General features: G+C 38.5%; 23 protein-coding genes, 1 pseudogene and 1 other annotated feature. Of the genes and pseudogenes, 13 read left to right on the plus strand and 11 right to left on the minus strand.

Features of this window, described 5'->3' with window-relative positions; translation table 11 throughout:
- Window positions 1-988: pseudogene (locus ACQKN2_RS14385) on the plus strand (collagen-like protein); the annotation flags it as partial.
- A gap of 147 nt (window positions 989-1,135) precedes the next feature.
- On the opposite strand, the gene hemY reads toward ACQKN2_RS14385, so the two are convergent.
- The 3 genes from hemY to hemE form a co-directional block, all read right to left on the minus strand.
- Window positions 1,136-2,563 (minus strand): protoporphyrinogen oxidase, encoded by a 1,428-nt coding sequence (hemY, locus tag ACQKN2_RS14390; protein WP_427415557.1) that lies wholly within the window; start codon window positions 2,561-2,563, stop codon window positions 1,136-1,138.
- A 14-nt stretch (window positions 2,564-2,577) separates the two neighbouring features.
- Window positions 2,578-3,498: a ferrochelatase gene (gene hemH, locus ACQKN2_RS14395; RefSeq protein ID WP_427415558.1), complete on the minus strand. Its 921-nt coding sequence runs from the start codon at window positions 3,496-3,498 to the stop codon at window positions 2,578-2,580.
- Window positions 3,499-3,663: 165 nt separating this feature from the next.
- Entirely contained in the window at window positions 3,664-4,713 is a 1,050-nt protein-coding gene (gene hemE, locus ACQKN2_RS14400) for a uroporphyrinogen decarboxylase (RefSeq protein ID WP_427415559.1), read from the minus strand.
- A gap of 233 nt (window positions 4,714-4,946) precedes the next feature.
- On the opposite strand from hemE, the gene ACQKN2_RS14405 reads away from it, so the two are divergent.
- Both ACQKN2_RS14405 and ACQKN2_RS14410 read left to right on the plus strand, forming a co-directional pair.
- A complete protein-coding gene (locus tag ACQKN2_RS14405; RefSeq protein ID WP_427415560.1) occupies window positions 4,947-5,465 on the plus strand; it encodes an antibiotic biosynthesis monooxygenase family protein in 519 nt (172 codons plus the stop codon).
- Between the two features lie 301 nt (window positions 5,466-5,766).
- Complete coding sequence (locus tag ACQKN2_RS14410; protein WP_427415561.1) at window positions 5,767-6,927, plus strand: amidohydrolase; 1,161 nt, start codon at window positions 5,767-5,769, stop codon at window positions 6,925-6,927.
- A gap of 255 nt (window positions 6,928-7,182) precedes the next feature.
- Here ACQKN2_RS14410 and ACQKN2_RS14415 read toward each other — a convergent pair whose 3' ends face one another.
- Window positions 7,183-8,367: an ABC transporter permease gene (locus ACQKN2_RS14415; protein ID WP_427415562.1), complete on the minus strand. Its 1,185-nt coding sequence runs from the start codon at window positions 8,365-8,367 to the stop codon at window positions 7,183-7,185.
- The gene (locus ACQKN2_RS14420; protein ID WP_427415563.1) at window positions 8,351-9,100 is read right to left on the minus strand and encodes an ABC transporter ATP-binding protein; all 750 of its coding nucleotides are present in this window, start codon (window positions 9,098-9,100) and stop codon (window positions 8,351-8,353) included. Before ACQKN2_RS14420 ends, ACQKN2_RS14415 begins: the two co-directional genes overlap by 17 nt.
- Window positions 9,101-9,204: 104 nt before the next feature.
- Here ACQKN2_RS14420 and ACQKN2_RS14425 point away from each other — a divergent pair, with 104 nt between their 5' ends.
- From ACQKN2_RS14425 to ACQKN2_RS14450, 6 genes are all read left to right on the plus strand, one after another.
- Window positions 9,205-9,621 (plus strand): HIT family protein, encoded by a 417-nt coding sequence (locus ACQKN2_RS14425; RefSeq protein WP_427415564.1) that lies wholly within the window; start codon window positions 9,205-9,207, stop codon window positions 9,619-9,621.
- A 133-nt stretch (window positions 9,622-9,754) separates the two neighbouring features.
- Window positions 9,755-10,285, plus strand: coding sequence for a tryptophan transporter (locus ACQKN2_RS14430; RefSeq protein ID WP_427415565.1), 531 nt, complete (start codon window positions 9,755-9,757; stop codon window positions 10,283-10,285).
- Between the two features lie 160 nt (window positions 10,286-10,445).
- Complete coding sequence (locus ACQKN2_RS14435) at window positions 10,446-10,841, plus strand: YtxH domain-containing protein (RefSeq protein ID WP_427415566.1); 396 nt, start codon at window positions 10,446-10,448, stop codon at window positions 10,839-10,841.
- A 156-nt stretch (window positions 10,842-10,997) separates the two neighbouring features.
- Window positions 10,998-11,558 carry an HTH-type transcriptional regulator Hpr gene (locus ACQKN2_RS14440; protein WP_323649980.1) on the plus strand — a complete coding sequence of 187 codons (561 nt, stop codon included), beginning with the start codon at window positions 10,998-11,000 and terminating at the stop codon, window positions 11,556-11,558.
- A 176-nt stretch (window positions 11,559-11,734) separates the two neighbouring features.
- A complete protein-coding gene (locus ACQKN2_RS14445) occupies window positions 11,735-12,280 on the plus strand; it encodes a DUF3267 domain-containing protein (protein ID WP_427415567.1) in 546 nt (181 codons plus the stop codon).
- 70 nt (window positions 12,281-12,350) lie between these two features.
- Complete coding sequence (locus ACQKN2_RS14450) at window positions 12,351-12,536, plus strand: hypothetical protein (RefSeq protein ID WP_079563331.1); 186 nt, start codon at window positions 12,351-12,353, stop codon at window positions 12,534-12,536.
- A gap of 178 nt (window positions 12,537-12,714) precedes the next feature.
- Here the strand turns inward: ACQKN2_RS14450 and ACQKN2_RS14455 are convergent, their stop codons facing one another.
- A complete protein-coding gene (locus tag ACQKN2_RS14455) occupies window positions 12,715-12,828 on the minus strand; it encodes a YjcZ family sporulation protein (protein ID WP_370046387.1) in 114 nt (37 codons plus the stop codon).
- Window positions 12,829-12,971: 143 nt separating this feature from the next.
- Here ACQKN2_RS14455 and ACQKN2_RS14460 point away from each other — a divergent pair, with 143 nt between their 5' ends.
- Window positions 12,972-13,943 carry a peptidylprolyl isomerase gene (locus ACQKN2_RS14460; RefSeq protein ID WP_427415568.1) on the plus strand — a complete coding sequence of 324 codons (972 nt, stop codon included), beginning with the start codon at window positions 12,972-12,974 and terminating at the stop codon, window positions 13,941-13,943.
- Between the two features lie 137 nt (window positions 13,944-14,080).
- Here ACQKN2_RS14460 and yhaM read toward each other — a convergent pair whose 3' ends face one another.
- The 3 genes from yhaM to ACQKN2_RS14475 are packed head-to-tail and all read right to left on the minus strand — an operon-like array spanning window position 14,081 to window position 19,124.
- Window positions 14,081-15,016: a 3'-5' exoribonuclease YhaM gene (gene yhaM / locus ACQKN2_RS14465; protein ID WP_323649874.1), complete on the minus strand. Its 936-nt coding sequence runs from the start codon at window positions 15,014-15,016 to the stop codon at window positions 14,081-14,083.
- Window positions 15,013-17,904, minus strand: coding sequence for an AAA family ATPase (locus ACQKN2_RS14470; protein ID WP_427415569.1), 2,892 nt, complete (start codon window positions 17,902-17,904; stop codon window positions 15,013-15,015). The genes yhaM and ACQKN2_RS14470 overlap by 4 nt, the downstream gene beginning before the upstream one ends.
- 5 nt (window positions 17,905-17,909) lie before the next feature.
- Complete coding sequence (locus tag ACQKN2_RS14475) at window positions 17,910-19,124, minus strand: metallophosphoesterase family protein (protein WP_427415570.1); 1,215 nt, start codon at window positions 19,122-19,124, stop codon at window positions 17,910-17,912.
- 885 nt (window positions 19,125-20,009) lie between these two features.
- Here ACQKN2_RS14475 and ACQKN2_RS14480 point away from each other — a divergent pair.
- Window positions 20,010-20,195 carry a YhzD family protein gene (locus ACQKN2_RS14480; RefSeq protein ID WP_427415571.1) on the plus strand — a complete coding sequence of 62 codons (186 nt, stop codon included), beginning with the start codon at window positions 20,010-20,012 and terminating at the stop codon, window positions 20,193-20,195.
- A 234-nt stretch (window positions 20,196-20,429) separates the two neighbouring features.
- Here the strand turns inward: ACQKN2_RS14480 and ACQKN2_RS14485 are convergent, their stop codons facing one another.
- Window positions 20,430-21,212, minus strand: coding sequence for an enoyl-CoA hydratase (locus ACQKN2_RS14485; protein ID WP_427415572.1), 783 nt, complete (start codon window positions 21,210-21,212; stop codon window positions 20,430-20,432).
- A 138-nt stretch (window positions 21,213-21,350) separates the two neighbouring features.
- Here ACQKN2_RS14485 and ACQKN2_RS14490 point away from each other — a divergent pair, with 138 nt between their 5' ends.
- Window positions 21,351-22,322, plus strand: coding sequence for a rhodanese-related sulfurtransferase (locus ACQKN2_RS14490; RefSeq protein ID WP_427415573.1), 972 nt, complete (start codon window positions 21,351-21,353; stop codon window positions 22,320-22,322).
- 54 nt (window positions 22,323-22,376) lie between these two features.
- On the opposite strand, the gene ACQKN2_RS14495 is transcribed toward ACQKN2_RS14490, so the two are convergent.
- The gene (locus tag ACQKN2_RS14495) at window positions 22,377-24,029 is read right to left on the minus strand and encodes an FAD-binding dehydrogenase (RefSeq protein WP_427415574.1); all 1,653 of its coding nucleotides are present in this window, start codon (window positions 24,027-24,029) and stop codon (window positions 22,377-22,379) included.
- A gap of 376 nt (window positions 24,030-24,405) precedes the next feature.
- Window positions 24,406-24,645: a binding site (T-box leader), on the plus strand.
- Between the two features lie 457 nt (window positions 24,646-25,102).
- On the opposite strand from ACQKN2_RS14495, the gene serA reads away from it, so the two are divergent.
- Window positions 25,103-26,710, plus strand: a complete 1,608-nt coding sequence (serA, locus tag ACQKN2_RS14500; protein ID WP_427415622.1) for a phosphoglycerate dehydrogenase — start codon at window positions 25,103-25,105, stop codon at window positions 26,708-26,710.
- The last annotated feature ends 92 nt before the right edge of the window (window positions 26,711-26,802 follow it).

Consider the following 26,802-nt stretch of genomic DNA (forward strand, 5'->3'; position numbering starts at 1 on the left):
CTCTACTGGCTCTACTGGCTCTACTGGCTCTACTGGCTCTACTGGCTCTACTGGCTCTACTGGCTCTACTGGCTCTACTGGCTCTACTGGCTCTACTGGCTCTACTGGCTCTACTGGCACGACTGGGGCCACTGGGGCTACTGGTGAACGTGGAGTTACTGGCTCTACTGGGGCTACTGGGGCTACTGGCGTGACTGGATCTACTGGCGTTACCGGCTCTACTGGGGCTACTGGCTCTACTGGCTCTACTGGCTCTACTGGCTCTACTGGTTCTATTGGCGTTACTGGCGTTACTGGCGTTACCGGCGCTACTGGTGAACGTGGAGCTACTGGGGCTACTGGCTCTACCGGCTCTACTGGCTCTACCGGTTCTATTGGCGTTACTGGCGCTACTGGTGAACGTGGAGCTACTGGGGCTACTGGCTCTACTGGCTCTACTGGCTCTACTGGCTCTACCGGCTCTACCGGCTCTACTGGCTCTATTGGCGTTACTGGCGCTACAGGACCAGCATTTACAGAAGGTTTCTCAGCGTTTAATAATGCCGTATCGGTAAGTGCTTCTGCTACAATCACCAACTGGAGTGTTGCATCTCCTTATTTCACAACACCAGCATTCAATCCAACGACCGGAATTTTCACTGTTCCAACAACTGGAAGGTATGCTTTTGAGGCTACAATCAACTACTCTACAACTGCAGCACTTACTTTAAGTTTAGGTTCTACTGTCAATCCTTCATTTGAAATTCGCAGAAACGCATCAACAAATTTAATAACTGGGTTATTCCCTGTATTAAACGTAGCAATACCTATAGTGTTAACTTTGCGAGCTGTTCTTGGTGATGGCACAGTAACATTAGCAGGTGAAGTCGAGTTAAATGCAGGTGATGCCATTGATTTATTCTACAATGCTAACGGTTTAACGATAGGGCTTACTCTTGGAGGAGCTAACTCTGGCGGTATTGTATGGTCATGTCACCGAATTTCATAGCATTAAGATCTTTACTGGGAAAGTAGAAACTTACTTTCCCAGTTTTTAATTCGAGACTCTACTTTGCCCTATCAAATTTTAAAATAAAAAAAGTAGTACAAACATTGATCTTCAAGTTTGTACTACTTATTAATAACCATTTATTTCTCACAAATCTCCAAACATTCCCTTTAACATTTCTTCAGCAATATTTTTACCTTGCTCAACGCATTCAGGTATTGATATTCCTTCGAAGGAACTCCCCGAGAGCTTAACAGTCGGAAAATGTTCACGTAATTCTTGTTTTACTCGCTCTACCTTCGCTTCATGTCCTACGGTATATTGCGGCATGGCATTTTTCCAGCGGGAAACTACCGTCATTAACGGTTCTCCATCTACACCAATTGTTTTCATTAAATCCTGCAATACGGTCTTTTCAATTTCAGTATCGGATAACGCTACAATTGCCTCGTCTCCCACTCGGCCAATATAACTACGTAACAGCACGTAATCATCTGGTGTTGTGCCAGGCCACTTTCGATTCATCCAAGTACAAGAAGTTATTGAAAAATCACTATTTCGAGAAACAAAAAATGATAACGCATCTAGATCACCTAACTGATCTTTTTTAAACGCCATTGTCACAGTAGCAATAGTTGCTGCCTTCATCGTACTCAATTCAGTTAATAACTGGTGTTTACTGAACATTTTTCTTGCTACATTAAATGGTGTAGCAATAATAACAGCATCTGCTTTTAATTGTGTAAAATTGTTTAACACAACTTGGACAGCGCCATCCTTACCATGCTCAATTTCCTCTACTTTAACACCCTTCATAACTGTTCCAGGAAGTAGTGATTCTTCAAGTTTTTCGATAAGCGTCTCAAGACCATTATTAAATGTTTGAAAAATCCCCTTATCTTTCATATTGAGATCATTACTTAAAAAATTCGTACCAGACTTTTTCATACCAATAAGTAGACTACGGTATTTTTGCTCTAACCCATAGAGCTGCGGAAATGTTGAGCGCATGCTTAACTGCTCAATATCACCAGCAAATGTTCCTGCAAGTAATGGCTCTACTAGATTTTCTACAATTTCAGCACCGAATCTTCTTCTAAAAAATTGCCCTAATGGTTGGTCATCATTCTGTGCAGAACGAGGGATGAAAAAATCCCCCGCTGCACGAACTTTCCCGCTAAGTGAAAACAAACCTGATGTAATAAATGAAGAGACATGTGGTGTTGCTCCAGACAAAAGATTGCTAGGGATTGGATACAATTGACTACCAACAGCAACGTAAGTAGGTCCTGTATTGCTTGTAATCATTTCCTGTTCAATGCCTAAATCCTTTGCCAAAGCATATACATAGTTCTCCCGATCAAAAAAAGATTCTGGACCGCGCTCAATAATAAAGCCATCTTTTCTCAGTGTTTGTATTTTTCCGCCAAGACGTAATGACGACTCGACAAGTACGATATCTAACGGCAATTCTTTTTCGATTGCCTCTTTTTGCAAATAGAACGCAGCTGTGAGGCCAGTAATGCCACCGCCTACAACAACTACCTTTCGTCTTTTCTGAGTCACCAACATCATCACTTTCTTTTCGCTTAGCTTAATTTTTTATGAATGGCATCGACCATCGCATCGATAAATAATGGGTGTGTATTTGGCATTGCTGGACGATAATATTTCGCGCCAAGTTCATCACAAACAACTTTACATTCATAATCGTTGTCATATAAAACTTCTAAATGTTCTGTGACAAAGCCAACTGGCGTATATACGAATGAACGGAAGCCCTTTTGCTCGTAAAGTTCACGTGTTAAGTCCTGAACATCTGGACCTATCCATGGCTCTGGTGTTTGTCCTGCTGATTGCCAGCCAACTTCTACATTATTGACAGCCGTTGCTTCTTTGATTAGTCGAGCTGTCTCAATTAATTGATCTTCATATGGATCGCCCAACTCTTTAATTTTCTCTGGAAGTGAATGTGCAGACACGATTAAACATGCTTTTTCACGTTCTTCATCAGACATTGCATTAAATGTTTCATTCACTTTATTTTTCCAATACTCAATGAATTTTGGTTCATCATACCATGATTCTACAGAAGTAATTGTTAATCGATCTCCTGCCGTTTCTGCTGCGCGACCATTATATGACTTAATGGAGAACGTTGAGAAATGAGGAGCTAATACGATAGAAACCGCTTCTTTAATACCTTCTGCTACCATTCCTTCTACAGCATCTTCAATGAATGGGTGAATATGCTTTAAGCCGATAAATAATTTATATTCCACATTATCTTGCACTTCATTTAAACGTGCACATAAAGCTTCAGCCTGCGCCTTTGTAGCAGCAGCAAGTGGTGATAAACCACCGATTGCCTCATAACGGCCGCGTAAATCTTCTAAATGCTCTTCTGATGGTTTGCGACCGTGGCGAATATGCGTATAGTAAGGTTCGATGTCTTCTTCTTTATAGGGTGTTCCGTATGCCATAACTAATAAGCCTTTAACTTCTTTCATTACCTTTTCACCTCTAAATAATAGTTAAATATATCTTTATTCGTACAGTATGTGACAAAAAGAAGCTGTCCAATTCATTAGGTTGGACAGCACCCTTTCTACGATGAAATCGAGATATCATTCATAGAAAAGAAATATGAGAGTTAAATCTTGTTCACATCTATATTAATAGCGTGCTTGGATTTGTTGAGCACTATACTCATGAATAAGAGCTGTTAAACGTTTTAACACGTCTGGGTCAACCTCTGGGAATACACCATGACCTAAGTTAAAGATATGACCTGGCATTTCTAAGCCTTGATCGATAATATCTTTCGTGCGTTTTTCAATAATAGACCAATCAGCAAGTAATAGTGATGGATCCAAATTGCCTTGTACTGGTTTAGTTATACCGTTAGCACGCGCTTCTTTAATTGGTAAACGCCAATCTAAGCCAACAACATCGATTGGCAAATCATTCCACTCTTTCGCTAAATGACTTGCACCAACTCCAAACTGAATAAGTGGCACATTTTCTTTTTGCAGCTCTGCAAAAATACGTGTCATAATCGGTTTAATGAACACACGATAGTCTTCAACATTTAAAGCACCTACCCAAGAGTCAAATATTTGGATAGCTTTTGCTCCCGCTTCGACTTGGGCTGAAACATCAGAAATAATCATGTCAGCTAATTTGTCCATTAATGCAAACCAAGCTTGAGGCTCTGATACCATAAATGACTTTGTTTTATTATAGTTTCTTGAAGGACCACCTTCAATCATATAGCTTGCGAGAGTGAATGGCGCACCTGCAAAGCAGATTAAAGGTACATTCAGTTGTTCTTCTGTTAACATTTTTATTGTTTCTAAAACGAATGGTGTATGTTCTTTCGCATTAAATTCGCCTAGTTTTTCTATATCAGCGACTGATCGGATAGGATTTGAAATGACAGGACCTACGCCTGCTTTGATTTTCACATCTACTCCAATACCAGGCAGTGGTGTCACTATATCTTTATATAAAATCGCTGCATCAACATTGTAATTTTCTACTGGTAATCGCGTTACATATGCACAAAGCTCAGGTTGATGTGTAATTTCCTCTAAAGAATACTTTTCTTTAATCGCACGATATTCTGGCTGAGAGCGTCCTGCTTGTCGCATATACCATACTGGTGTATGTTCCGTTCTTTCTCCGCGTGCAGCACGTAGAAGTGTATCATTAAAAGTTGTCATGAATAGTTCCTTCCCCTCAATAAAATTCATATAGTAAAATTCTCTTATTTATTCTGTTATTATTGATATCCGTTTTCAATAGTAAACGCTTCCTCTGTTATTGTATAGTTTTCATAGGGAAATGTCATAAAATTGTTCTTTCTAAGGGGTTTCTTTTTTGACAAAACTATAGACTTACACTTAAATGGAAATAATCACACTATATTTCGAAAATTCATAAGGAGGGCATTTTTATGTATATTTATTTAACTTCTGGTACAGGTGATTTTTTAGAACAGTTAAAGAACAAATATCCAAACGAGGGTATGATCTTAATACACGGAGAAGGAAACTCTGTGCTTATACATGAAACCAAAGGAAAATCTGTATTTGCCACACCTCGTAAGTTTGAAGTGCTAGATTCAGTAAATGATCTAGAAGAACGTGGCTTCTTTGTTTTCAACAATATTCCTGTTACAGATGAAGGTCGACCAGTATTTGAACATCGCTTTTTAAATCGAGCACGTGCTATAGAAGATGAACCAGGCTTTGTAGCATTTCGACTACTTCGCCCATTAAATAGTGAAGCATACATTGTCATGACACAATGGAACGGTCCTCATTCGTTTGAAGCATGGAAAAGCTCAAAGGCCTTTGCATCAGCACATGCCGAACGTAAAGAACCAACAGGTGTGAATCAACAAAATATTTTCTCAGCAGCTTCCTATGTCACAACCTATAGTGCTGCTCCAAAAGAAGAAAACGAAGATTAGTTGAGGAACGCGGGTATTTGCTGCTCTTCCGCGGGTATTTCCCCTGGAGCGCGGGTATTCACTGCTCTTCCGCGGGTATTTCCCCTGGGAGCGCGGGTATTTCCCCCGGGAGCGCGGGTATTCACTGCCCTTCCGCGGGTATTTCCCCCGGGAGCACGGGTATTCTCCCGAGACGCGCGAAGATTCATTACTTTTCGCAAGGATATTCTTCATGAGTAGCGCTGACCCTCTGTTTATCCAGTTTGTAAAACTATTATGTTATTAATAAAAATCTAGGATAATCCGTTTAAGGAGGTTTACTATGAACCAACATCTACTTGAAAAAATTGATGCTCACTTTGACGAAATGGTGGCGATTCGCCGTCATCTGCATATGCATCCGGAGCTAAGCTTTCAGGAGCAAGAAACTGCTAATTATATTATTCAATATTATAAGAATCTCGGCGTACCGGTGGAGGCTAATGTCAGTGGTCACGGTTTAATTGCGCGGATTAAGGGGAGCAAGCCTGGCAAAACGATTGCCTTACGGGCAGACTTTGATGCTCTTCCTATACAAGACGAAAAAGACGTACCATACAAATCAACTGTGTCTGGTGTTATGCATGCTTGCGGGCATGATGGTCATACAGCTACTTTATTAATTGTCGGGAAGCTATTGTGGGAAATGCGTGATGTGTTAGTAGGAGAATATGTACTAATTCATCAACATGCTGAAGAGGTTGATCCAGGTGGAGCAATTGGGATGGTACAGGCTGGGGCTATGAATGGCGTTGATGCTATTTTTGGTACACATCTTTCTTCTAACCATCCAACAGGGCTGATTGGCTACCGCGTAGGACCGACAATGGCCGCTGTTGATAGTTTTGAACTGAAAATTCAAGGTCAGGGCGGTCATGGTGCTCATCCGGATCAAACAAAGGATGCGATTGTTATTGGCTCTCAGCTTGTTATAAATTTACAACAGCTTGTCGCGCGTCGTATTGCCCCAACCGAATCGGCTGTTTTGTCAGTTGGTTCATTCGTGGCATCTAATGCTGACAATATTATTGCCGATACAGCCTATTTAAATGGCACAATTCGAACGTTTAATAAAGATGTTCGTGAAACGATGGAACGTGAGTTTAAACGGGTTATCCAAGGTACAGAAATTGCGCATGATTGTACAATTGAACTGAATTATCGTCGTGGCTACCCTGCAGTTATAAATCATGAGAAGGAAACACTCTTTGTGCGTAATATCGCACAGGATATTTGCGATGTTACTGAGATTGAAGCAACTATGGGGGCTGAAGATTTCGCTTATTACTTAGAAGAAAAGCCAGGTACATTCTTCTTTACGGGAGCCAAGCCTGCTAAATATGCACCACATCATCATCCAAAATTCGATATAGATGAAAAAGGTATGCTCATTGCTGCAAAGGTATTATTAACAGCAGCACTAGATTATCAATTAGTAGAATAGAAGACAAATGTGCTAAAGCGCTCCACCACTTAAAACTCAATAATTTCTTTAACAAAAATAAGCTCATTTCTCCAATTCTATTCTTGGAAAAATGAGCTTCTATAATTTGCTGATCACCATAGCGTGGGTTGATTTCCGTTTCGGCTAGGCGCTTTCCTGGGGGCGTCCAGCCTCCACTCCAATCAACTTATTCACATGGCATACGTTTTAACAAAATGCCTCTAACCTTTGACAATAATCCAAAATTAACCATATTTAAGATTTTGAGGCCTTAGCAGTCAATTCACTTACAACTAAAATGATAATAAAGGTTACATAGAACATTGGCTGCGTGACACCACATAGACCTACTATAATAGCTTGCGTTATCATTGCAAGACGCACAATTTGATTGACTGCTACCTTACGTGCTTCATCCGGTAAAGGATAAAGCATGTCCATGCGAAATTCACCGCTTGATAATAAAGCCGATTTTAATTGAATAGTTGTAGCAAAGCTCAATGCACCTGCAATAATCCATGTAACGACTGGGATATCTACAAAGGCTGCAATAACAGCTGAAATCACTGTTAATCGGAGCCATAAATAAAAATGATCATCTGTTCGGACGAATGTACGGAACACTAAGTACTTTTGGGCATTGTCCTTCTTATATGGCACAAATTTGTAAAGCCAATCTAGCCAACCACGACGACGGATACTACCACGTAAATGTGGAACGTCCGTGAAATAATTAGCAAAGCGATAGAAACTCATCATGCGATTTTGTTCCAGCTTTACAAAATGCTCGTACGGAACAGGCTCACCTGCACATTTTTTTCTAAATACTACAATATACACACACCCAACTGCAGCAGCAACAATTGCTAAAATTAGCTGCATATGAAGCGCCATGTACACAGTAACACTAAAGATAACAGCTCGAATTAGCCTGTCTACCCAAATCATTTGACCACGTTCACTATAGCGATAACTAAATTCACCTTGAACGCTCAAATACTTCAATATAATAATAAGTAGAAACACTGACCAAATTTCAGATGTTGTTAATTCAGTAACAGCCTTTAGTAAAGGGATGCTTACAATATAAACAATTGCCACAATCCAAACTTGTGACCAAAACGTCCACGCTAACGCCTTTTTAAAATACTGTGACATTTTTGATTCTAATGGTAATAAATACACTTGGTCTGGCTCTCTCAAAAGTGAAGTTGGACGACTTAATGCAAGTAAAATCCCTACAAACACTGCGATTAATACCTCTGCTGGAAAATCAGGCTTTACACTTTTCAACCATTCACTATACTGATAGCCCCCTGCTCCAATAAGAAATACTAGTACAATCGCTAAATGCCCTGTAAAAATAAATCGCATATATTTTTGCACTTCACCTATATAGTGCATGAAGCGAGAGGACCATACGTCATGCAAGTTCTTCATGGTCGTGCTCCTTTGTCATTGCAATATATAAATCATCCAATGTCGCATGTGGCATCGCAAATGCCTTGCGTAAATCCTCCATTGATCCTTGTGCTCGCACACGTCCTTCATGCAATAAAATGATGCGGTCACAATGCTTTTCAGCGGTCGATAAAATGTGCGTAGACATTAAGATAGAAGCGCCTTCTTTTTTCTTTTCATCCATCTGATCAAGTAATGATTGAATTCCAAGTGGATCGAGCCCCACAAAAGGCTCATCAATAATGTAAAGGCTTGGATTGACTAAAAAGGCACACATAATCATAACCTTTTGACGCATCCCCTTTGAAAAATGCGAAGGGAACCAATTCAGTCGCTTTTCCATTCGAAATTCTTTTAATAATAATTGTGAACGAGCTGCAAGTGTTGCTTCATCTAGACCGTAAGCCATCGCGGTTAATTCTAAATGTTCCCGTAATGTTAACTCATCATATAATACAGGTGTTTCAGGAATATAAGAAAATGCTGTACGATACTTGTCCGTATTTTCCTTTAAGGTCACACCATTTAAACGTATGTCTCCTTCTTTTGGAAGCATCGTTCCGATGATATGCTTTATCGTTGTACTTTTACCAGCTCCATTTAAGCCAATTAAGCCAACAAGCTCGCCTTTTTCAATCGAAAATGATAAATCTTTAATAACCGGTTTTCTTGTATAACCACCTGTCACATGTTGTACCTCTAATACCGTCATGCCATCACTCCTCTTCTCGTTTATATTTTATCAAAAATTAGCAAATGATACAGTTATGAGTATGATAGAATGTATGTACATATAAAATAAGGAGGAATTTTCGAATGAGCGATTGCCTATTTTGCAAAATCATTGATGGATCCATCCCAAGTACAAAAATTTATGAAGACGAACATGTCTTTGCATTTACTGACATTTCACCTGTAGCAAAGGGGCATACCCTTTTAATTCCAAAACATCACTGTAAGGATCTATTCGAAATGCCTGAGGAAGTGGCTCGTAATTTATATGCAGCAGCACCCAAAATTGCGAACGCTATAAAAGCTGCTTTTAACCCAATTGGACTTAATACGATTAATAATAATGGTGCTGCAGCTGGACAAACTGTTTTCCACTACCACTTACATTTTATTCCTCGTTATGATGAAAAAGAAGGCTTGGGCTTAATTTGGCAAACACAAAAATACACACCAGAGCAATTAACTGAAGTTGCGGAGAGCATTAAAGCTAACCTTAAATAATGCCATTCGAATTATCAGAATTTTGTATTGCAATTTTAAGATTTATATCGTACAATCACAAATAAGTTTCGCTAACGGTCATGAGGACACGTTAGGAGACAAAAAGATTAGCATAGTCGAGGAGAGATGAGAAATGAATACAAAGAATTTAGTATTAATGGCCCTTTTAGTCGGTGTTGGTGCTACCCTTTATGTGGTCACACCTGGTATGGTAAATGGCATGAAGCCTGATTTCATGCTAACAATGATGTTTATTGGCATTTTATTGTTCCCTACTGTTAAAGAAACATTCTTACTTTCTTTAGCAACCGGTGTACTGTCAGGATTATTTACAACTTTTCCAGCAGGTCTTGTTCCAAATATTATCGATAAAGCAGTAACAGGCTTTGTCTTTTTAGCTATCTTACTTGTGCTAAAAAAATTGGCAAGCAATTTTATAGTATCTGCAAGCTTAGTTGGCTTAGGAACAATTTTATCTGGAACTGTCTTTTTAGCAGTAGCACTTTTTGTATTCAATGCAAATGTTGGTGCAACATTCGCTGTTCTGTTTATAGGGGTTGTATTACCTGCTGTAGCATTTAATGTCATTGCTTTTGCAATTATTTATCCTATAGTTGCAAAATTAGTGAAACGCTCTAAATTCCAAACAGCTATTTCAATTTAATAAAAGGTGCATACATTTAGGAAATGCACGTTTATCTTCACAAGAAACTAAACCGTGATTCAAAATCACTCGTTTAGTTTCTTTTTTCTTTTTGATATATGTGCATTTCATGGTTTAATAGTAGGTAACACATGATAATTACAGGAATGAGGTAATCGATATGAAAGCAAAACCATTTTTATTTGGACTTGGAGCTGGTATCATCGGCGGTACAATCGCTGTACTTTTTTCAACTCCTCAATCAGGACAACAATTACGTGCTAATTTGCGATCAAATGCTGAAAGCACAAAGGACAAACTTTTAGATGTAAAACAGCAAGTAGGTACAGTTAAACAATCTGTTCATTCGCTTACTGATGAAATAAAAAATAATATACCACTAATAATAAATGATTTAAAACAAACTATTACTACATTCACTGAAGAAATCGAGCCATCAAAAAATAACTTACAACAAGAAATAGAAGCATTACAGAATTCAATTAGCGAAATCGAGAAAAACGTTGCACAAATTACAGAAAAAAAGAAAAAACCGCAAGAAAAAGTTAGCGACTAAAGTCCTTTCTATCTAATGGAAATTCTATATTTTTATTAGTTCTAATTGATAAAATGTTATTTTTTAACCACTTTTCAATTTTTTAATTTTTCTAACTTTAAACTTTTTTCCTTTATTGCTATAATATTTTTAAAATGTTAAAGAAAGCAGTAGGTGATGGCTTTGTCAGAGGAATTATACACTCAAAAAGAAGCGATGCTTTATAGTCAAAGAATTGCACAAATATCAAAAGCCTTATGGAAAGCAGTTGAAAAAGATTGGCAGCAATGGATTAAACCTTACGATTTAAATATTAACGAACATCATATTTTATGGATTTCGTATCATTTAAAAGGGGCTTCCATTTCTGATGTGGCGAAATTTGGGGTAATGCACGTCTCCACTGCATTTAATTTTTCAAAAAAATTAGAAGAGCGTGGATTCCTGAAGTTTTCAAAGCGTGATGACGACAAACGTAATACGTATGTTGAGTTAACAGAAGCAGGTACAGAACTTATTGTTGAAATGAATAGTAATTATCATAATACGTATCATTCTGTGCTAGAAGGTTCATTAGCTTTAAAAGACCTATACGGTCGCTTCCCAGAATTTTTAGATGTTATGGCTGTTATTCGCAATATATACGGAGAGGACTTCATCGACATTTTTGAGCGTTCCTTCCAGCACTTCCGTGATTCCTTTGATACAATCGAAGAACGTCCAACTGTAAAAGGATGAAAGTGAAACTACTAGGCTTTTAGCGTCAGTTTTTCGTAATCTAGAACCTAATGGCCGTAAAAGCTTATAATTAAAGAGGTATTTCAGAAATATTTCTGAGATACCTCCTTTTTCTTGCATTCTAATATAAATCAATTTAAATTAAATAGACCATTCATATTACGGAGTTGATAATCATGCATTGTTGGAAAATATTAAATCTTGAACATCATTACGGAACAACGCGTATTATGATCATGTCTATCCTTGTTTTTTTTACTGTCTTTTCTCTTTCCTATGTGACATGTAATTTATTTAATGATGAGCACTATACAGATCGTTTGTTTTGGCTATTTGTTATTGCTATATTTGCAATCTATCCAATTCATAAATGCCTGCACTTTCTAGCATTATATGATTTACGTCAGCATTTAAAATTGCGTGTGCGTACCCAATTTTATGTTATTCCTGTTCTTCACATGCGTATCCGTGAACCTTTATCGAAAAATCGCTATATTTTAGCTTTACTCACACCATTTATTGTTCTAAATACAAGCATTTTATTGGGTACACTACTATTCCCTGCGTATACCCATTATGGCACATTACTTTTAGCTTACCACTGTAGTCTATGTGTAATAGATATTCTATATGTAAAATACTTATTGAATTCGCCTAAAGACTCCCAAATCGAGGAGACGCCTAAAGGCTATGAAATTTTAGTGCCACCTACTATTCACTAAATTGCTTGTACTTGTGTTTTATTAACGTTTTTTGTTATGCTATTAATATTGAAAGAGGGGAGGAATAGACTTGCTGTTAATGATTGTAGTTCTATTCTCGGTATTCTATTTATTTCAAATAAACCGTATGACTTATGCGCTGTGCATGCGACGTGAAATTCCCGAAGAAAACCAACCAAAAGTATTCCGAACTATAAATATACTAATTACAATTTTACTTGTCTCATTTTATATTGAAGTTTTATATGCAGTATAGTTAAAAAGCAGAGTGATCTGCGCATGTCACAGAGGTAAATTGAACACCTTATATGACAACGCGATCTGGTCAGTCATATGTTTATGGAACGTGATTTCAAGCGTGCTTTGCGAATGCCTTTACATTGTTAAAAAAAGCTAAGGAAATTAAACCCTTAGCTTTTCGTCATTTTTATTAATTAGTATAGGAACGCTGCCCCAACAATAATTAATAAAATAAATAGCACAACTAATAAAGCAAAGCCAGAGCCTGAGCCGTAGCCACCGCCGCCACCGTATCCTCCGCTGCTCATAACTTCACCCCCTTTCTTTTCTATATCCTATGCGCTTGCAAATTTGAAATATAGGCTATACTCAAGGGGGAACCATTTTGTTTTTAAATCGTTTATGTTATAGTAAAAAATGGACGAAACCATATAAGGAGAGAATATCCACTATGAAAAAGACAGTTTTATCTTTAACATTAGCTGCTTCAGTATTAGCACTTGGTGCTTGTAGCGGAGAAGACAACAAAACAATTGCAACTTCAAAAGTGGGCGACATTTCAGTTGCTGACTTTAACAAAACATCAAAAACTTTAGCAGGTTCTCATATACTTCAACAAATGATGACTGAAAAAGTATTATCTGATAAATACAAAGTATCAGATAAAGAAATCAAAGAGGCCTACGACGCAACTGCTTCACAATTCGGTGATAGCTTTGCCGATGCACTTGCTCAAAGTGGCTTAACTGAGGAAGGCTATAAAAATGCTTTACGTGTTGAGCTTCTTTCAGAAAAGGCTTTAGAAGATAAAGCTTTTAAAGAGGCAGATATAAAAAAACATTATGAGCAAATGAAAACAGAGTTAAATGCTCGCCATATTTTAGTAGCTGATGAGAAAACAGCTAAAGAAGTCATTGCCAAAATTAAAGGTGGCGCTTCTTTTGCAGATGTAGCAAAAGAATACTCAACTGATACTGGCTCTGCTCAAAAAGGTGGAGAGCTAGGTTGGTTCACTGTTGGTTCAATGTTAGAAGAATTTAATGATGCTGCTTATGCCCTTCCTTTAAAAACATTAAGTGAACCAGTTCAATCAAGCGTTGGTTACCATGTTATTGAAGTTACGGAAAAGCGTGATGTAAAAGGTGTTGGCTCATTCAAAGATGAAGAAAAAAACATCCGTACACAAATGCTAGCTAAATTAAAGCAAACAGGTCAAGATCAACAAATTCTTAAAGATATCGTTGCAAAACTGGCAAAAGATGCTGATGTAAAAACATCTGATAAAGAATTAAAACCTGCTATAGAAGCCCTTACAACAACAAGTGAGGAGCTAGCTAAAGCTGCTGAAGAAGCAGCTAAAAAAGCTGAAGAACAAGCTAAAAAAGCAAGTAAAGACGACAAAGAAAAAGATTCTGAAAAATAATCTTACTAGTTGTTACTTTACTATATCAAAAAGGGTTACGCCGCTACAGGCGTAACCCTTTTTATACAGAAATGTCTGCTAAATGAAGACGAATGTAATCCCACAACCTTTGATAAGGAACCTCAAATCTACATTTACTAAATAGTCGGCTTATAAAACGATCGATTATCAAGTGGAAATAGTCTTTCCGTAAATTCACCTGGCTCTGTTTTACCTAATGCTCGAGTTAGCATGTTCATCTTTGCATCAATATTATCAATATAATGTAAGATTTCCGCTTCTTGAATCATCGGTTTTTTCGGGCTGCCCCATTCTTCTTTACCGTGGTGAGATAGTACCATATGTTGCAATAACATGACTTCCTCGCCCTCGATTTCTAGTTCACTAGCAATCTTAGCAATTTCATTGACCATAATTGTAATATGACCAAGTAAATTCCCTTCAACCGTATACATAGTTGCAACAGGTCCTGATAACTCAACTACTTTACCAATATCATGTAGTATAATCCCTGCATATAACAGATCACGATTTAATGTAGGATATAAATCAGCAATCGCTTTTCCTAGTTTCAACATCGACACCATATGATCTAATAGACCAGACGCATAATCATGATGATTTTTCGTAGCAGCTGGATAGACTAAAATAGCATCCTGATGTTTTTTAATAGCTGCACGTGTAATTCGTGATATATTCGGATTTTTAATATCAAAGAAAAATTGCGTCAATTCTTCATATAATTCTTCTTTTGGAGTTGCTGAGGAAGGAACTAAATCATTAATAGCAATTCCCTCCTCTGGTTTTGCAACACGGATTGCCTTGATACGCAATTGATTTTTGCCACGATAGTCATGAATTTCTCCACCTACACGGACAATTGCCTCAGCGTGATACATTTTTTCATGATCCTCATTTGTATCCCATAGCTTTGCTTCAATATCTCCACTTTTATCTTGTAGTAACAGTGACATAAATGGCTTTCCTACTGTGGTAACCCCTTTTGTCGCCTGTTTAATTAATAAAAATTGATCAACTGATTCTCCAACCTGGAGCGTCGTAATACCCTTCATGTTGACGCCACTCCCCTTTCATTTGCTAGTGCTCCTACATCGACAATTTGGTCTTTCTGCCAATGTTCGAGCATCGCTTCATGGCAAGTAAAATATAAAATTTGACGTTCATATCCTACTTCTTTCATTAATTGTACCATTTTGTCTGTACGGTTTCGATCAAAATGGACAAAAGGATCGTCCATAATAAATGGAAATGGAGCAGAAGTTGTTAGCGTTTTTGCAAGTGCCATACGCAACGAAATATAAGCTTGCTCCTTTGTAGCCTGTGATAATTCTGCCATTTGATAACGTAATCCAGAAACATCCTGTGCAACAAAATAGCCTTCATCGTTAATTAAAAGCTTATCGTAACGCCCACCTGTTAACAAATTAAATATTGCATTAACTTCTGTTAAAACATGAGGTAGTTTTTCTTCTCTTAGGCGGAACAATGTTCCATGTATCGCAGTAGCCAATGCTTTTTTGGCAGCCCATTGCCCTATCAGCTGTTGCAACACTGATTTCTCTTCTTCAAACTGTTGAAGCAACTGGCCATATTTCTCGTCATTTAGAAGATTCTCCTTTTGGATTTGCAGTGTCGCTCGTTGTTCTAAGCAATGATCGATCGCTACCTGCATCGTGTCTCGCTCTTCTTCTAAAGTAAGCAGTTTTTCATGTAGCTGTTCCTCGTCTAGTAGTGACTGTTTGTTGTCTACATTTAGCGAGGCTAGCTGACTCTGAATGGCTTGAAGTTCTGTTTTTATTTGTTGCTGTTGCTCAAATTGTTCATGTGTTTCATAATAGCCCTTCTCTGTTTCTACATTCGCAGCAGTAAATAACTGAGTAATTTCAGACTCATAGCTATCTATATGTGATTGCACTCCTTGCATTTTAGTCTGAAGACTAGTCAACTGCTCTTTTGTTTGTTCGGATATCTGCTGCTCCTGCTGTAAAGTAAGGAATGTAGTACGTAAATGCATAAAGATTTCTTGCTCACTATACTCTGTCTTTAAGACTCGCTGTATCTGCGCTAGTAACTCGGTTTTCTCTGCTTGTACTGTTTGTAGAAGCGTAAATGTACTCTTCTTTTTTGCTGCCAACTCTTGAGTACCACGAATACGCATAAATAGCTCTGGTAATAATGTTTTCGGTATATTTCCCTCTAGCCTATAGCGCCCTAAAAAATGGTGAAGCAACTGATTGGCTTCTTCACTTACATTCTCAGCCCGTTGAATTTTATATTCAAGTTTCACATATTGGCGTTCTTTTTCTTGCTGTTGCTCATTTACATGGAACAAACGATCCTCAAGTTTTTGTTTTTTTAGCAGGATGGCTTGCACAATATTTTCCTCCTGCTCTAACTCACGCATTTGCTGACTCTGTTGTTTACTCGGCGCTTCATGAGCTTGTCTAGCAAATTTTAAATATAAAATAATGATGAGTGACATAACCGCTCCTACAACGATAACAGCCATATTTTTTTCCATAACACCATAGATACACGAAAGTACACTTATGGCTAATACAATAAATATAAAAATACTTGGTTGTTGTTGTTTTGAGCGTTGTGACCTTCCATAACGCAATTGTTCAAGCTTTCGCTTACGCTGTGGCCACTGTGCTAAAATATGTTCTTCCTCCGTAGTTAATGACTCCTGTTGAAGCTGTTGTTTCAGTTGAGCAATTGTATCTAATTCTGCATGTAGTTGCTCCAACGAACGTAAATGAAATTTCAGCTCTTCTTCTGCTTCTTCTAATAGGCTTAACTGTTGTTGAAATTGTTCCTCTTGCTGTAATGATACGGTTTCTTCAAGCAAAATATCCTGCGCTGTTTTTTCCTGAACACCTAACAAACGGAACTGAGCTTCTATTTCTTGCTCGATTAAATACAGCTCATCCATTAAGTTCTGTTCCTTTACAACTAACTGATTCCATGTTGCTTCCTTGTTCACAAGACGAGACATTTCAGTAATAACTTGCTCGTCCAATGTTAATTGTAGCTTCTGTTGTAGTCCCTGAAACTGCTCCTTCAACTGCTCCATTTGTAGTGTTTCATGCATAAGTCGATCCTTTAATTGCTCATAACGTCGGATCCCTTCTGGAGGAAATTGCACATGTTCATAGCCTTTTTGCGTCTGTTCGAAAGCTTTTTGCTGTTTTAAAAGTGGCATAGCCTGCTTAAGAATTGTGAGCTGCTGCCAATTTTGCTGCTGTGTTTTTTGCTGACTATATAACCCCTCTAACCTTTGATCGAACTGCTGTAATTGTAATAATTTATCCTCGAAGGTTTGAATATTACCTTGCTCTTGTTTAATTGTGCGTTCTAGCTTTTTTAACTGCTCCAATTTTTGATTAATGAGTGGCACTTTGCCTGCTTTTTTAAAAAGCTCACTAGCATCTTTGTCCATTTTCTTTTCTAGAGATGATAGTTGTTGAATCCCAGTTGTCCCAGAGGCAAGTAACAAATGTGTTAGCTCTTCCTCTGACATTTTTTCAATGCCCTGTAGCTCATGTAAGGAAAAGGAGAAAATGGACTCAAAGGAGGCTTTTGAATAACCATATAATAGTTTTGCTAAAAGTTCCTCATGCCCCATTGTCCCATCTTCTAGATAAACTGTAACATCTCCTACTGCCTTTCCTTTCATACGTTCGATCGTACACTGCCCATACGTTGGATGCCAAATCGTCAGCTGACCACCGAATTTAGTCGATACTTTCGGCTCATATTTACGTTGTGCCTGCTGCCTCGTAGGAAATCCAAAAAGCATTTGTAAAATAAACTGTTGAATGGTCGTTTTACCCGCTTCATTCATACCATAAAAAATGGTAACCCCTTGACGTAAAGAAATGGTGATGTTTTCATGCTTGCCAAAGCCATAAATTTGGATTTTTTGTATCGTTAGCATGTTATTCACGCCCTTTGAATTTCTTCTGCTAATAATTCTTGTGCGTTATGCATTAAATTTTTAATGTCCTGCTCTGTTAAAGGCTCGATTACCCTTGCACCACCAGCATGTTGGTACAGTTCCTTTAAAATATCCTTCCATTCAGAAATATCCCATTCCTCCATTAAATTCATCACCGATTCAGTCGCAGCAGTATGTTCATACAATACTGACGATTGATGTAATACGAGCTTTTGTACCCAGCACATCGGTTCAATTCCATCCTCGGCTTCTCGAATAGTTTCTAGCCATGCATCAACTGTAGCATGTTCAAATAAAGATTGTGATTGTTCATCTATATTTTTCAAATGGAGTTCGACAACAGATGCCCCATACTCTTGACGATTAAGCATCAGCGCCTCTTCACATTTTTTTAGTAGTTCATTTGCATGAAATACATTTGTACAATCCACCTCTACCGTGTTATAAACAACAGCAGATGTCGGTACAAATTCCAAATCAGTAGAGGTTTGTGACAACGTTACGTCATAGAAGCCCTTTAGCCCTTGCTCTTTCCGATGTCGGCTTTGAATATTGCCTGGATAAACAATCGGTGGATTTTGATGTAAAAATTGTCGCTTATGAATATGCCCTAAAGCCCAGTAATGATAGTTTTTTTCAAGAAGTTGGTCTTTTGTGAAAGGAGCGTAAACAGCATGTGTAGTATCGCTAGCCTCACTACCGTGAAGCATGCCAATATGAATAACATGCTGGTCCTGTGCAACAGGATAACTATCAACCATTGATTCCGTTATATGACGATCACTATAGCTGAAGCCATAAATATTGACTTGCTGACCACGTATGTTTAATTGCACAACACTAGTTTCAGCTGGTAACTCATAAACATTGCTCGGTAAAGCAAAGCGTGTCCAAGCACCATTTAAGTGATCATGATTACCATAGCTTAAAATGACAGGGATCTTATGTTGAAAGAGTTTTTCCATAGCCTCTTGAAATCGTCTTTGTGCCTGTAAGCTACGATTTTCTCCATCATATATATCACCGACAATCAGTAAGAAATCTGGTTTCTCCTGAATAGCTTTTTGAATAATTTTATCAAAAGCTTCAAAAGTACTTGTTCGAATTTTTTTGAAATTTTGCTCAGGTAAACCAAATAAGCCCTTAAATGGACTATCTAAATGTAAATCCGCCATGTGGAAAAAACGAATTGCTGACATCCAATCACCTCAAATAATCAATTATACCTCGGCATAATTGCGTCCAGTATCGGCTTTGTACTTAGGCCTGCACGAGGGCCGACACGATGTCGGTCATTTCGGTAATGCCACAGGACGTGGCGTTTTTACCGATGCAGGTCAGTTAGCCGTTATCGCATGGATGCGATGGTTTTAGGCTAACATCCCCTAAGAACTCCTTTCCGATTCCTTGACATCCGCCGGAGGCTTTAGGCCAACATGATGTTTTCTGTGCGAAAGCGTAGTGCTAACGCAGCGGCAGCAACATGATGTTGGTCACTCAGTCGTGTGTTGTTGCTGTCGCTTCGCTTTCGCACAGATAAAACCGTGTTGCTGTCGCTTCGCTTTCGCACAGATAAAACCGTGTTGCTGTCGCTTCGCTTTCGCACAGATAAAACCGTGTTGCTGCCGCTACGCTTTCGCACAGATAAATTGCCACAGGACGTGGCGTTCTTAGACTGAGTTCCTCTATTTCAGCTGTGTTTGGACACCCACTGAAAAGTAACTTAAATTCACATTCATTTGCTGAAAGAAGTTAAATAATCTATACCTTGTCGTCATACTTTCATCACTCGCAATGCAGTAAACAATTCAGCATATAGGAATTGCTAGTTCAATCATTTACTAATCGCTAGATGTCTCATTTTATGATGAAACATTCGTGAATCACGCTGAAACCGAATATTTGTTCTATATTATCATACTTCACACTAGATGAGAAATGTATTCAAAGAATATTCATTAATAGTATTGCCTTAATTTTTCCACAACTTTCGCAATTTATTGAAATATTCGCTAGTTTTACCGTGAAGTTTATAAATCTTCTATGTATAATAGATATATATTTAAGTAAAGGGTGGGGTTTGTATGGAGAATTATCGTTTTACAGCTTTTGAACAAAATGGGGAAACATTGTTTAATGAAACATGGACATTCGAAAACGACGAGGCTGCAAAAATCAACGGTCTACAGCAGATTGAAGAAAAAGGTGTTGCCAACAAAACTCATCGCCTTGTTAACGCTTCGGGTAAATTAATCTTATTCCATGTCTAAAAATGACTATTAAAAGGCACGTAGTACAACTTACTACGTGCCTTTTTAGGCCAACATGATGTTGGTCACTCAGTCGTGTGTTGTTGTTGTTGCTGTCGCTTCGCTTTCGCACAGATAAAACCGTGTTGCTGTCGCTTCGCTTTCGCACAGATAAATTGATACAGGACGTGGCGTTCTTAGACTGAGTTCCTCTATATCAACGGGTATTTGGACACCCAATGAAAGAAGTTAAATTTATTTTCCTACAAATGCAGGTGCTCTTTTCTCTACAAATGCATGGATTCCCTCTAAATGATCGGTCGTTTTACGCATCGCTGCTTGCCCTGCTGCTTCCATTGATAAAATACTATCTAATTGCGGTAAATTTTGAGCATGTAGAATTTTTTTAGTCGTAATCATCGATGCAATTGGAGAAGCAAGCATTTTTCCTACTAATTGGTCAGTAATCGCAAAAACAGTCCCATCTGGTGCAACGTAGTCAATTAACCCTTCATCATGTGCTTCCGATGCAGTTAATACTTTACCTTCCCAAATCATTTGTTTAGCTTTGACAGTACCTACACGTTCCTTCATAAAGAAATGACCGCCACCATCAGGGATGAGCCCTATGCCGATGAAGTTCATAGCGAGCTTACTATTTTCACATGCCACAACTATATCTGCCCCGAGCGCTAGACTAAAGCCTAATCCAGCTGATGCTCCATGAACCGCTGCAATGACGATCATCGGTAGCTGATAATATGCTTTGACAATACGTGTTAAGTAAACCATTGCCGCATTAATATTAAGTGGCTTATTTGGATCTAGCATCGCTTTAATATCGCCACCTGCTGAAAAGACTTTTCCTTCCCCGCGAATAACGAGAACTTGTATTTCTTGTTCTTGCTGTAGTGCCTCAAAGCATTCTGCTAGTTCACGCATCATCACATCGTCCATAGCATTCATAGCATGTGGTCGATTTAATGTTAATGTTGCGCGGCGTTCTAATTTTTCTAATGTAATCGTTGAAAATTCCATCCCAACACCCCCAAATATGAATAGTCATTCACTATGTACTATTCGTGTTTTTTTAGAAAACTCCTTCTATCCTACGCAAAATCGCACTTGATATGCTATATTTAAGGACGAATATCGATTTGAAGGTGGTTAATGATTGTGACACAGAAAGACTATCGTGTATTACTTTATTATAAATATATAGCTATTGAAGACCCTGTGGCATTCGCAGAGGAACATTTAGCATTTTGTAAAGAAATCGAGCTTCTTGGTCGTATTTTAGTTGGCGATGAAGGTATTAATGGAACGGTTTCAGGTACAGTTGAGCAAACTGATGCTTACATGAATCATATGAAGGCAGACCCTCGTTTTAGCGACATTATGTGGAAAATTGATGAAGTTGAAGGGCATACTTTTAAAAAAATGCATGTGCGCCCTCGTCAAGAGATTGTACACCTCGGTTTAAACGATGATATTAATCCTTTAGAAATAACAGGAGATTATTTATCACCAAAGGAATTTATGGAACGTATGCAGGAGGACAATACGGTAATTATTGATGCACGCAATGATTATGAATATGACCTCGGACATTTCCGTGGTGCTATTCGTCCAGATATTGAAAACTTCCGTGACCTACCAGCTTGGATGGAGGACCATAAAGAAGATTTTACGGGCAAGAAAGTTTTAACTTACTGCACAGGTGGTATCCGCTGCGAAAAATTCTCTGGCTGGTTAAAGCGTGAAGGCTATGGAGAAAGTGTTGGTCAATTACATGGTGGAATTGCCACGTATGCAAAAGACCCTGAGGTAAAAGGTCAACTATGGGATGGGCAAATGTTCATTTTTGATCGACGTCGCAGTGTACCTATTAATCAGGTTGAGCATGTGATTGTTGGTAAGGATTTCTTTACTGGTGAACCGACAGAACGTTATACAAACTGTGCAAATCCTGAATGCCATAAATTAATGCTTTGCGAGGAAAAGCATGAGGCCTTTTACATGCGTAGCTGTTCAGACGAATGTCGCCGCGCAAAACGTAACTTCTTCGTTGAAGAGAATGGTTGGACAAAAGAGCAGATTGAGGAACAAATCGTTAAAATCGCTCAAGTTCAAAATTCTTCTTTATAAGAAAAAAGAGCATCATCCATTTGTGATGATGCTCTTTCATATTTTTCAGGATTTTCATTCCCCTTTTGCCAAGTAACGCCCTACTTGTCGACCACTAAATAAACAACCTCCCACAAATGTCCCTTCTAAAGCACGGTAACCATGTACACCGCCTCCACCAAAACCACTAACTTCCCCAGCTGCAAATAAACCCGGTACAGGCTGCCCATCCGCTCCTAACACAGCACCATTCAAATTTGTCTGTAAGCCTCCTAATGTTTTACGCGTTAAAATATTTAAGCGGACCGCAATAAGTGGCCAATTGTTTGGATCTAAAATTTTATGGGGCTTCGCAACGCGCACAAATTTATCACCTACATAGTTTCTTGCACCATGAATAGCATTAACCTGTAAGTCCTTTGTAAATTTATTGTCCATTTCACGATCCCTTGCTAAAATTTGCTCTTTTATTTTGATAAAATCAAGAAGGTCATTGCCAGCCAATTTGTTCATTCCATCAACTAACTCCTTCAAATCATTAGCAATAACAAAGTCCTCACCATGATTTTTAAATGCCTGAATGGGAGCTGGTGGTCCTGGCAAAACACGTTTCAACACATCAGTAATACTTTTATTTGTTAAATCTGGATTTTGCTCAGAGCCCGATAGTGCAAATTCTTTTTCAATAATTTTTTCCGTTAAAATAAACCATGAGTAATCATAGCCAGTTTTTTGAATGGCTTCTAATGTACTTAACGTATCAAAACCTGGAAAATTAGGTGCACTAAATCGATTGCCTTCTGCATCAAACCATAATGATGATGGGCCAGGCAAAATTCGAATACCATGATTGGGCCAAATAGGGTCCCAATTTTTCAAGCCTTCGGTATAGTGCCACATGCGATCTCGATTAACGATACGCCCACCGGCATGTTCCGTAATTTCTAACATTCTACCGTCTACATATGCAGGTACACCACAGACCATATTTTTCGGTGGTGTTCCAAGTCGTGCTGGCCAACTTTTTCTAACTAAATCAAAATTTGCACCTATTCCACCGCTGGCTACAATAACCGCTCCAGCTTCATAAGAAAATTCACCTATGCCTAGTCGAGAGCTTTTTTCTCCACGATTTGCATAGCTTTGCGCCAAAACTGTGCCACTAATTCCTGTAATTTTTCCATCTCGTTGAATAAATTCGTCTACCCGATGTCTCGGTTTAAAATCTATATAACCATTCTTTATGGCCTTTTTCACTTTTTCAGCAAAAGGCTTTACAATGCCTGGTCCGGTTCCCCAAACGATATGGAATCTAGGTACCGAATTACCATGGCCGCCTGCTAATGATCCCCCGCGCTCTGCCCAACCGACGACAGGAAAAAACTTAATCCCCATAGACTTTAACCAGCTATATTTTTCACCTGCTGCAAAATCTACATAAGCTCTAGCCCATTTGTATGCCCATGAATCTTCATCCTCCAAGCGATCGAAGCCAGCCGTTCCTTGCCAATCCTGCCATGCAAGCTCTTTACTATCCTTAATACCAAGCCTTCTTTGCTCGGGTGAATTCACTAAAAAAATACCCCCAAAGGACCAAAATGCCTGTCCCCCCATTGAATTTTCAGGTTCTTGATCTACTAATAGAATTTTTTTCTTTGCATCCGCTAACTCACAGGCAGCTACTAACCCCGCCAGTCCTGCACCGACAATTGCTACATCATACATCATTCTATACCCCCTAAAAATCAATCTTCCTTTACTTACATTCTTCTCTAATTGACGGTTTACCTTCTAAACATCGTAATTTTGACAAAAATGTGACAAGAAAATAATGTTCGCTTTCCTCCTCTAAACAAAGAAAGTTTCCAACGTATAATTTCCGACCTCGAATATTTGTTAAACGCCCATGTAATCTGACGTAACATATATCGGTAGCGCTTTCATTGTCCTTCCCTAAAACACGAACAATTAATAAACTCAAATAATAAAATGTTCGTTTTTAGCTGTTTTGCAGACTTCCAAAGTCATGAATTTTAATCTTTTTCAGAAATATTGTTGACAAAGGTGAACAATAAGGATTATGATGTTAACAATTAAATCACACGAAAATATAACGACGGAGACACGCTAGTCGCTAGAAAATCCAAAGAGAGCTGATGGTTGGTGTAAATCAGTGATTTCTACGATAATAGTTCCACTCCTGAATAGATAAGCCGAACATCTCCAAAGTAAGCTTATCCGTCACATGCACGTTACGCATATAGCTAAGACTGCTAAAAATTTTTTAAGCAGTGATTAAGGGTGGTACCGCGAACCAATGTTTATTATGCCTTTCGCCCCTTACAACACAATATCTGTGTTTGTAAGGCGCGGAGGGCTTTTTTTATCTTCATTTTGTAACACTTACAAAATGAAGATAAAGCCTCTGGTGGATGTCATGGCTTTTGAAAGGAATAAATATAAGGATGTTAGCCTAAAACCTTCGCATCCTGCGAAAACGGCTAACTGACCTGCATCGGTAAAAACGCAACGTCCTGTGGCATTACCGAAATGACCGACGTCGTGTCGGCCCTCGTGCAGGCCTAAGCACAATTCAAAATCCAGACGCATTGTTTATCTGCGCGAAAGCAAAGCGTCAGCGGCAATTACGCCAAGGCGAAATTGATATTATTCTCATTTCTACAAAGGAGATTTGCATGCTGTAAGATGTACTATCTCTACAAAATTCAGACTGTTTCGTATATAAAGAACACTAACATTTTTTAATTAAAAGGAGCTAATTACAAATGACTACATTACAAATGACTACTGCAACAAAGGCAATTAACGTATTTATCGCTGACCCACTAAGTGAAGATGGTATTTTCCCACTACGACAAGAACAAGATTTAGACTTAAATATCATTGTTGATACTGGTCTTGCACCAGAAGAATTAATCGCAAAAATTGCGGATGTAGATGTTTTACTAGTACGTTCTCAAACAACGGTAACACGCGAAGTAATTCAAGCGGCTAAAAACTTAAAACTTATCGGACGTGCTGGTGTAGGTGTAGACAACATTGATCTAACTGCTGCAACTGAACATGGTATTATCGTTGTGAATGCACCAGACGGTAACACTAACTCTGCTGCTGAGCACACTATTGCCATGATGACTTCACTTGCTCGTCACATCCCACAAGCATTCAATACACTTAAAAATGGTAAATGGGATCGTAAATCTTATGTTGGTGTTGAACTTAAAAATAAAACTTTAGGTGTTGTTGGCTTCGGTCGTATCGGTGTTGAAGTTGCTTATCGTGCAAAAGGTCAACGCATGAATGTTATGGCATACGATCCATTCCTAACAGATGAACGCGCTAAAGAGTTAGGGGTAACAAAATCAACAGTTGAAGAAATTTGTGCAGCTGCAGATTTCATTACCGTACACACACCACTGCTTCCTGAAACACGCAACCTTATTAACAAAGAAAAATTCGCTATGATGAAAGATGGCGTGCGCATAATTAACTGTGCACGTGGCGGTATTATCAATGAGGATGATTTATTTGATGCAATCGTAGAAGGTAAAGTAGCGGGTGCTGCTCTTGACGTATTCGTATCTGAGCCAGCAACAGATCATAAACTACTTACTTTACCGCAAGTAATCGCAACACCTCACTTAGGTGCATCTACAATTGAAGCACAGGAGTCTGTAGCGGTTGACGTTTCAAACGACATCATTAAATTCTATAAAACAGGTACTGTGACTAACCCAGTGAACATGCCATCTATTCCAAAAGAGTTGCTTGCACAAGTTGAGCCTTTCTTCGAATTAGCTGAAAAACTTGGTTCATTCTTATCTCAACTTACAACTGAGCCTGTGAAAGAAATCAACTTATCTTATGCTGGTGAAGTAGCAAATTATGATGTTCGTCCATTAACGTCAAATGCGTTAAAAGGCTTATTATCTAAAAATCACGGTAATCATGTTAATGACGTAAATGCTCGTTACCTATCTGAACGTATCGGCATGAAAATAAATGAGCATAAAACAACAACTGCAAAAGGCTTCACTAGCTTAATTACGATTGAAATTAAAACAGTAAACGAAACACACACAGTTGCTGGTACATTATTAAATGGTTTAGGTGCACGTATTGTTAAAGTAGAAGACTACGTTGTTGACGTTATTCCACAAGGTCACCTTCTTTACATTAAAAACACTGACAAACCAGGTGCTATCGGTCGCGTAGCAACAAAGCTAGCAGAAAAAGATGTGAACATCGCAACAATGCAAGTTGGTCGTGCACAAGTTGGTGGAACAGCTGTCATGATGCTAACAATCGATAATGCTGTAACAGAAGAAGATTTAACATTCGTTGCACAGCTTGAAAATATTGATGAAGCAAAAGCGATTAACCTATAATAGATTGATTGATTGATAAGCAGAGAGTAGTTGCTCTCTGCTTTTTTTTTTTAGGCTCATCACCATAACGTAGGGTTGATGTCCATTCCGAC

Source organism: Lysinibacillus sp. NPDC093688, assembly GCF_050280145.1.
Classification (GTDB): Bacteria; Bacillota; Bacilli; order Bacillales_A; family Planococcaceae; genus Lysinibacillus; species Lysinibacillus xylanilyticus_B.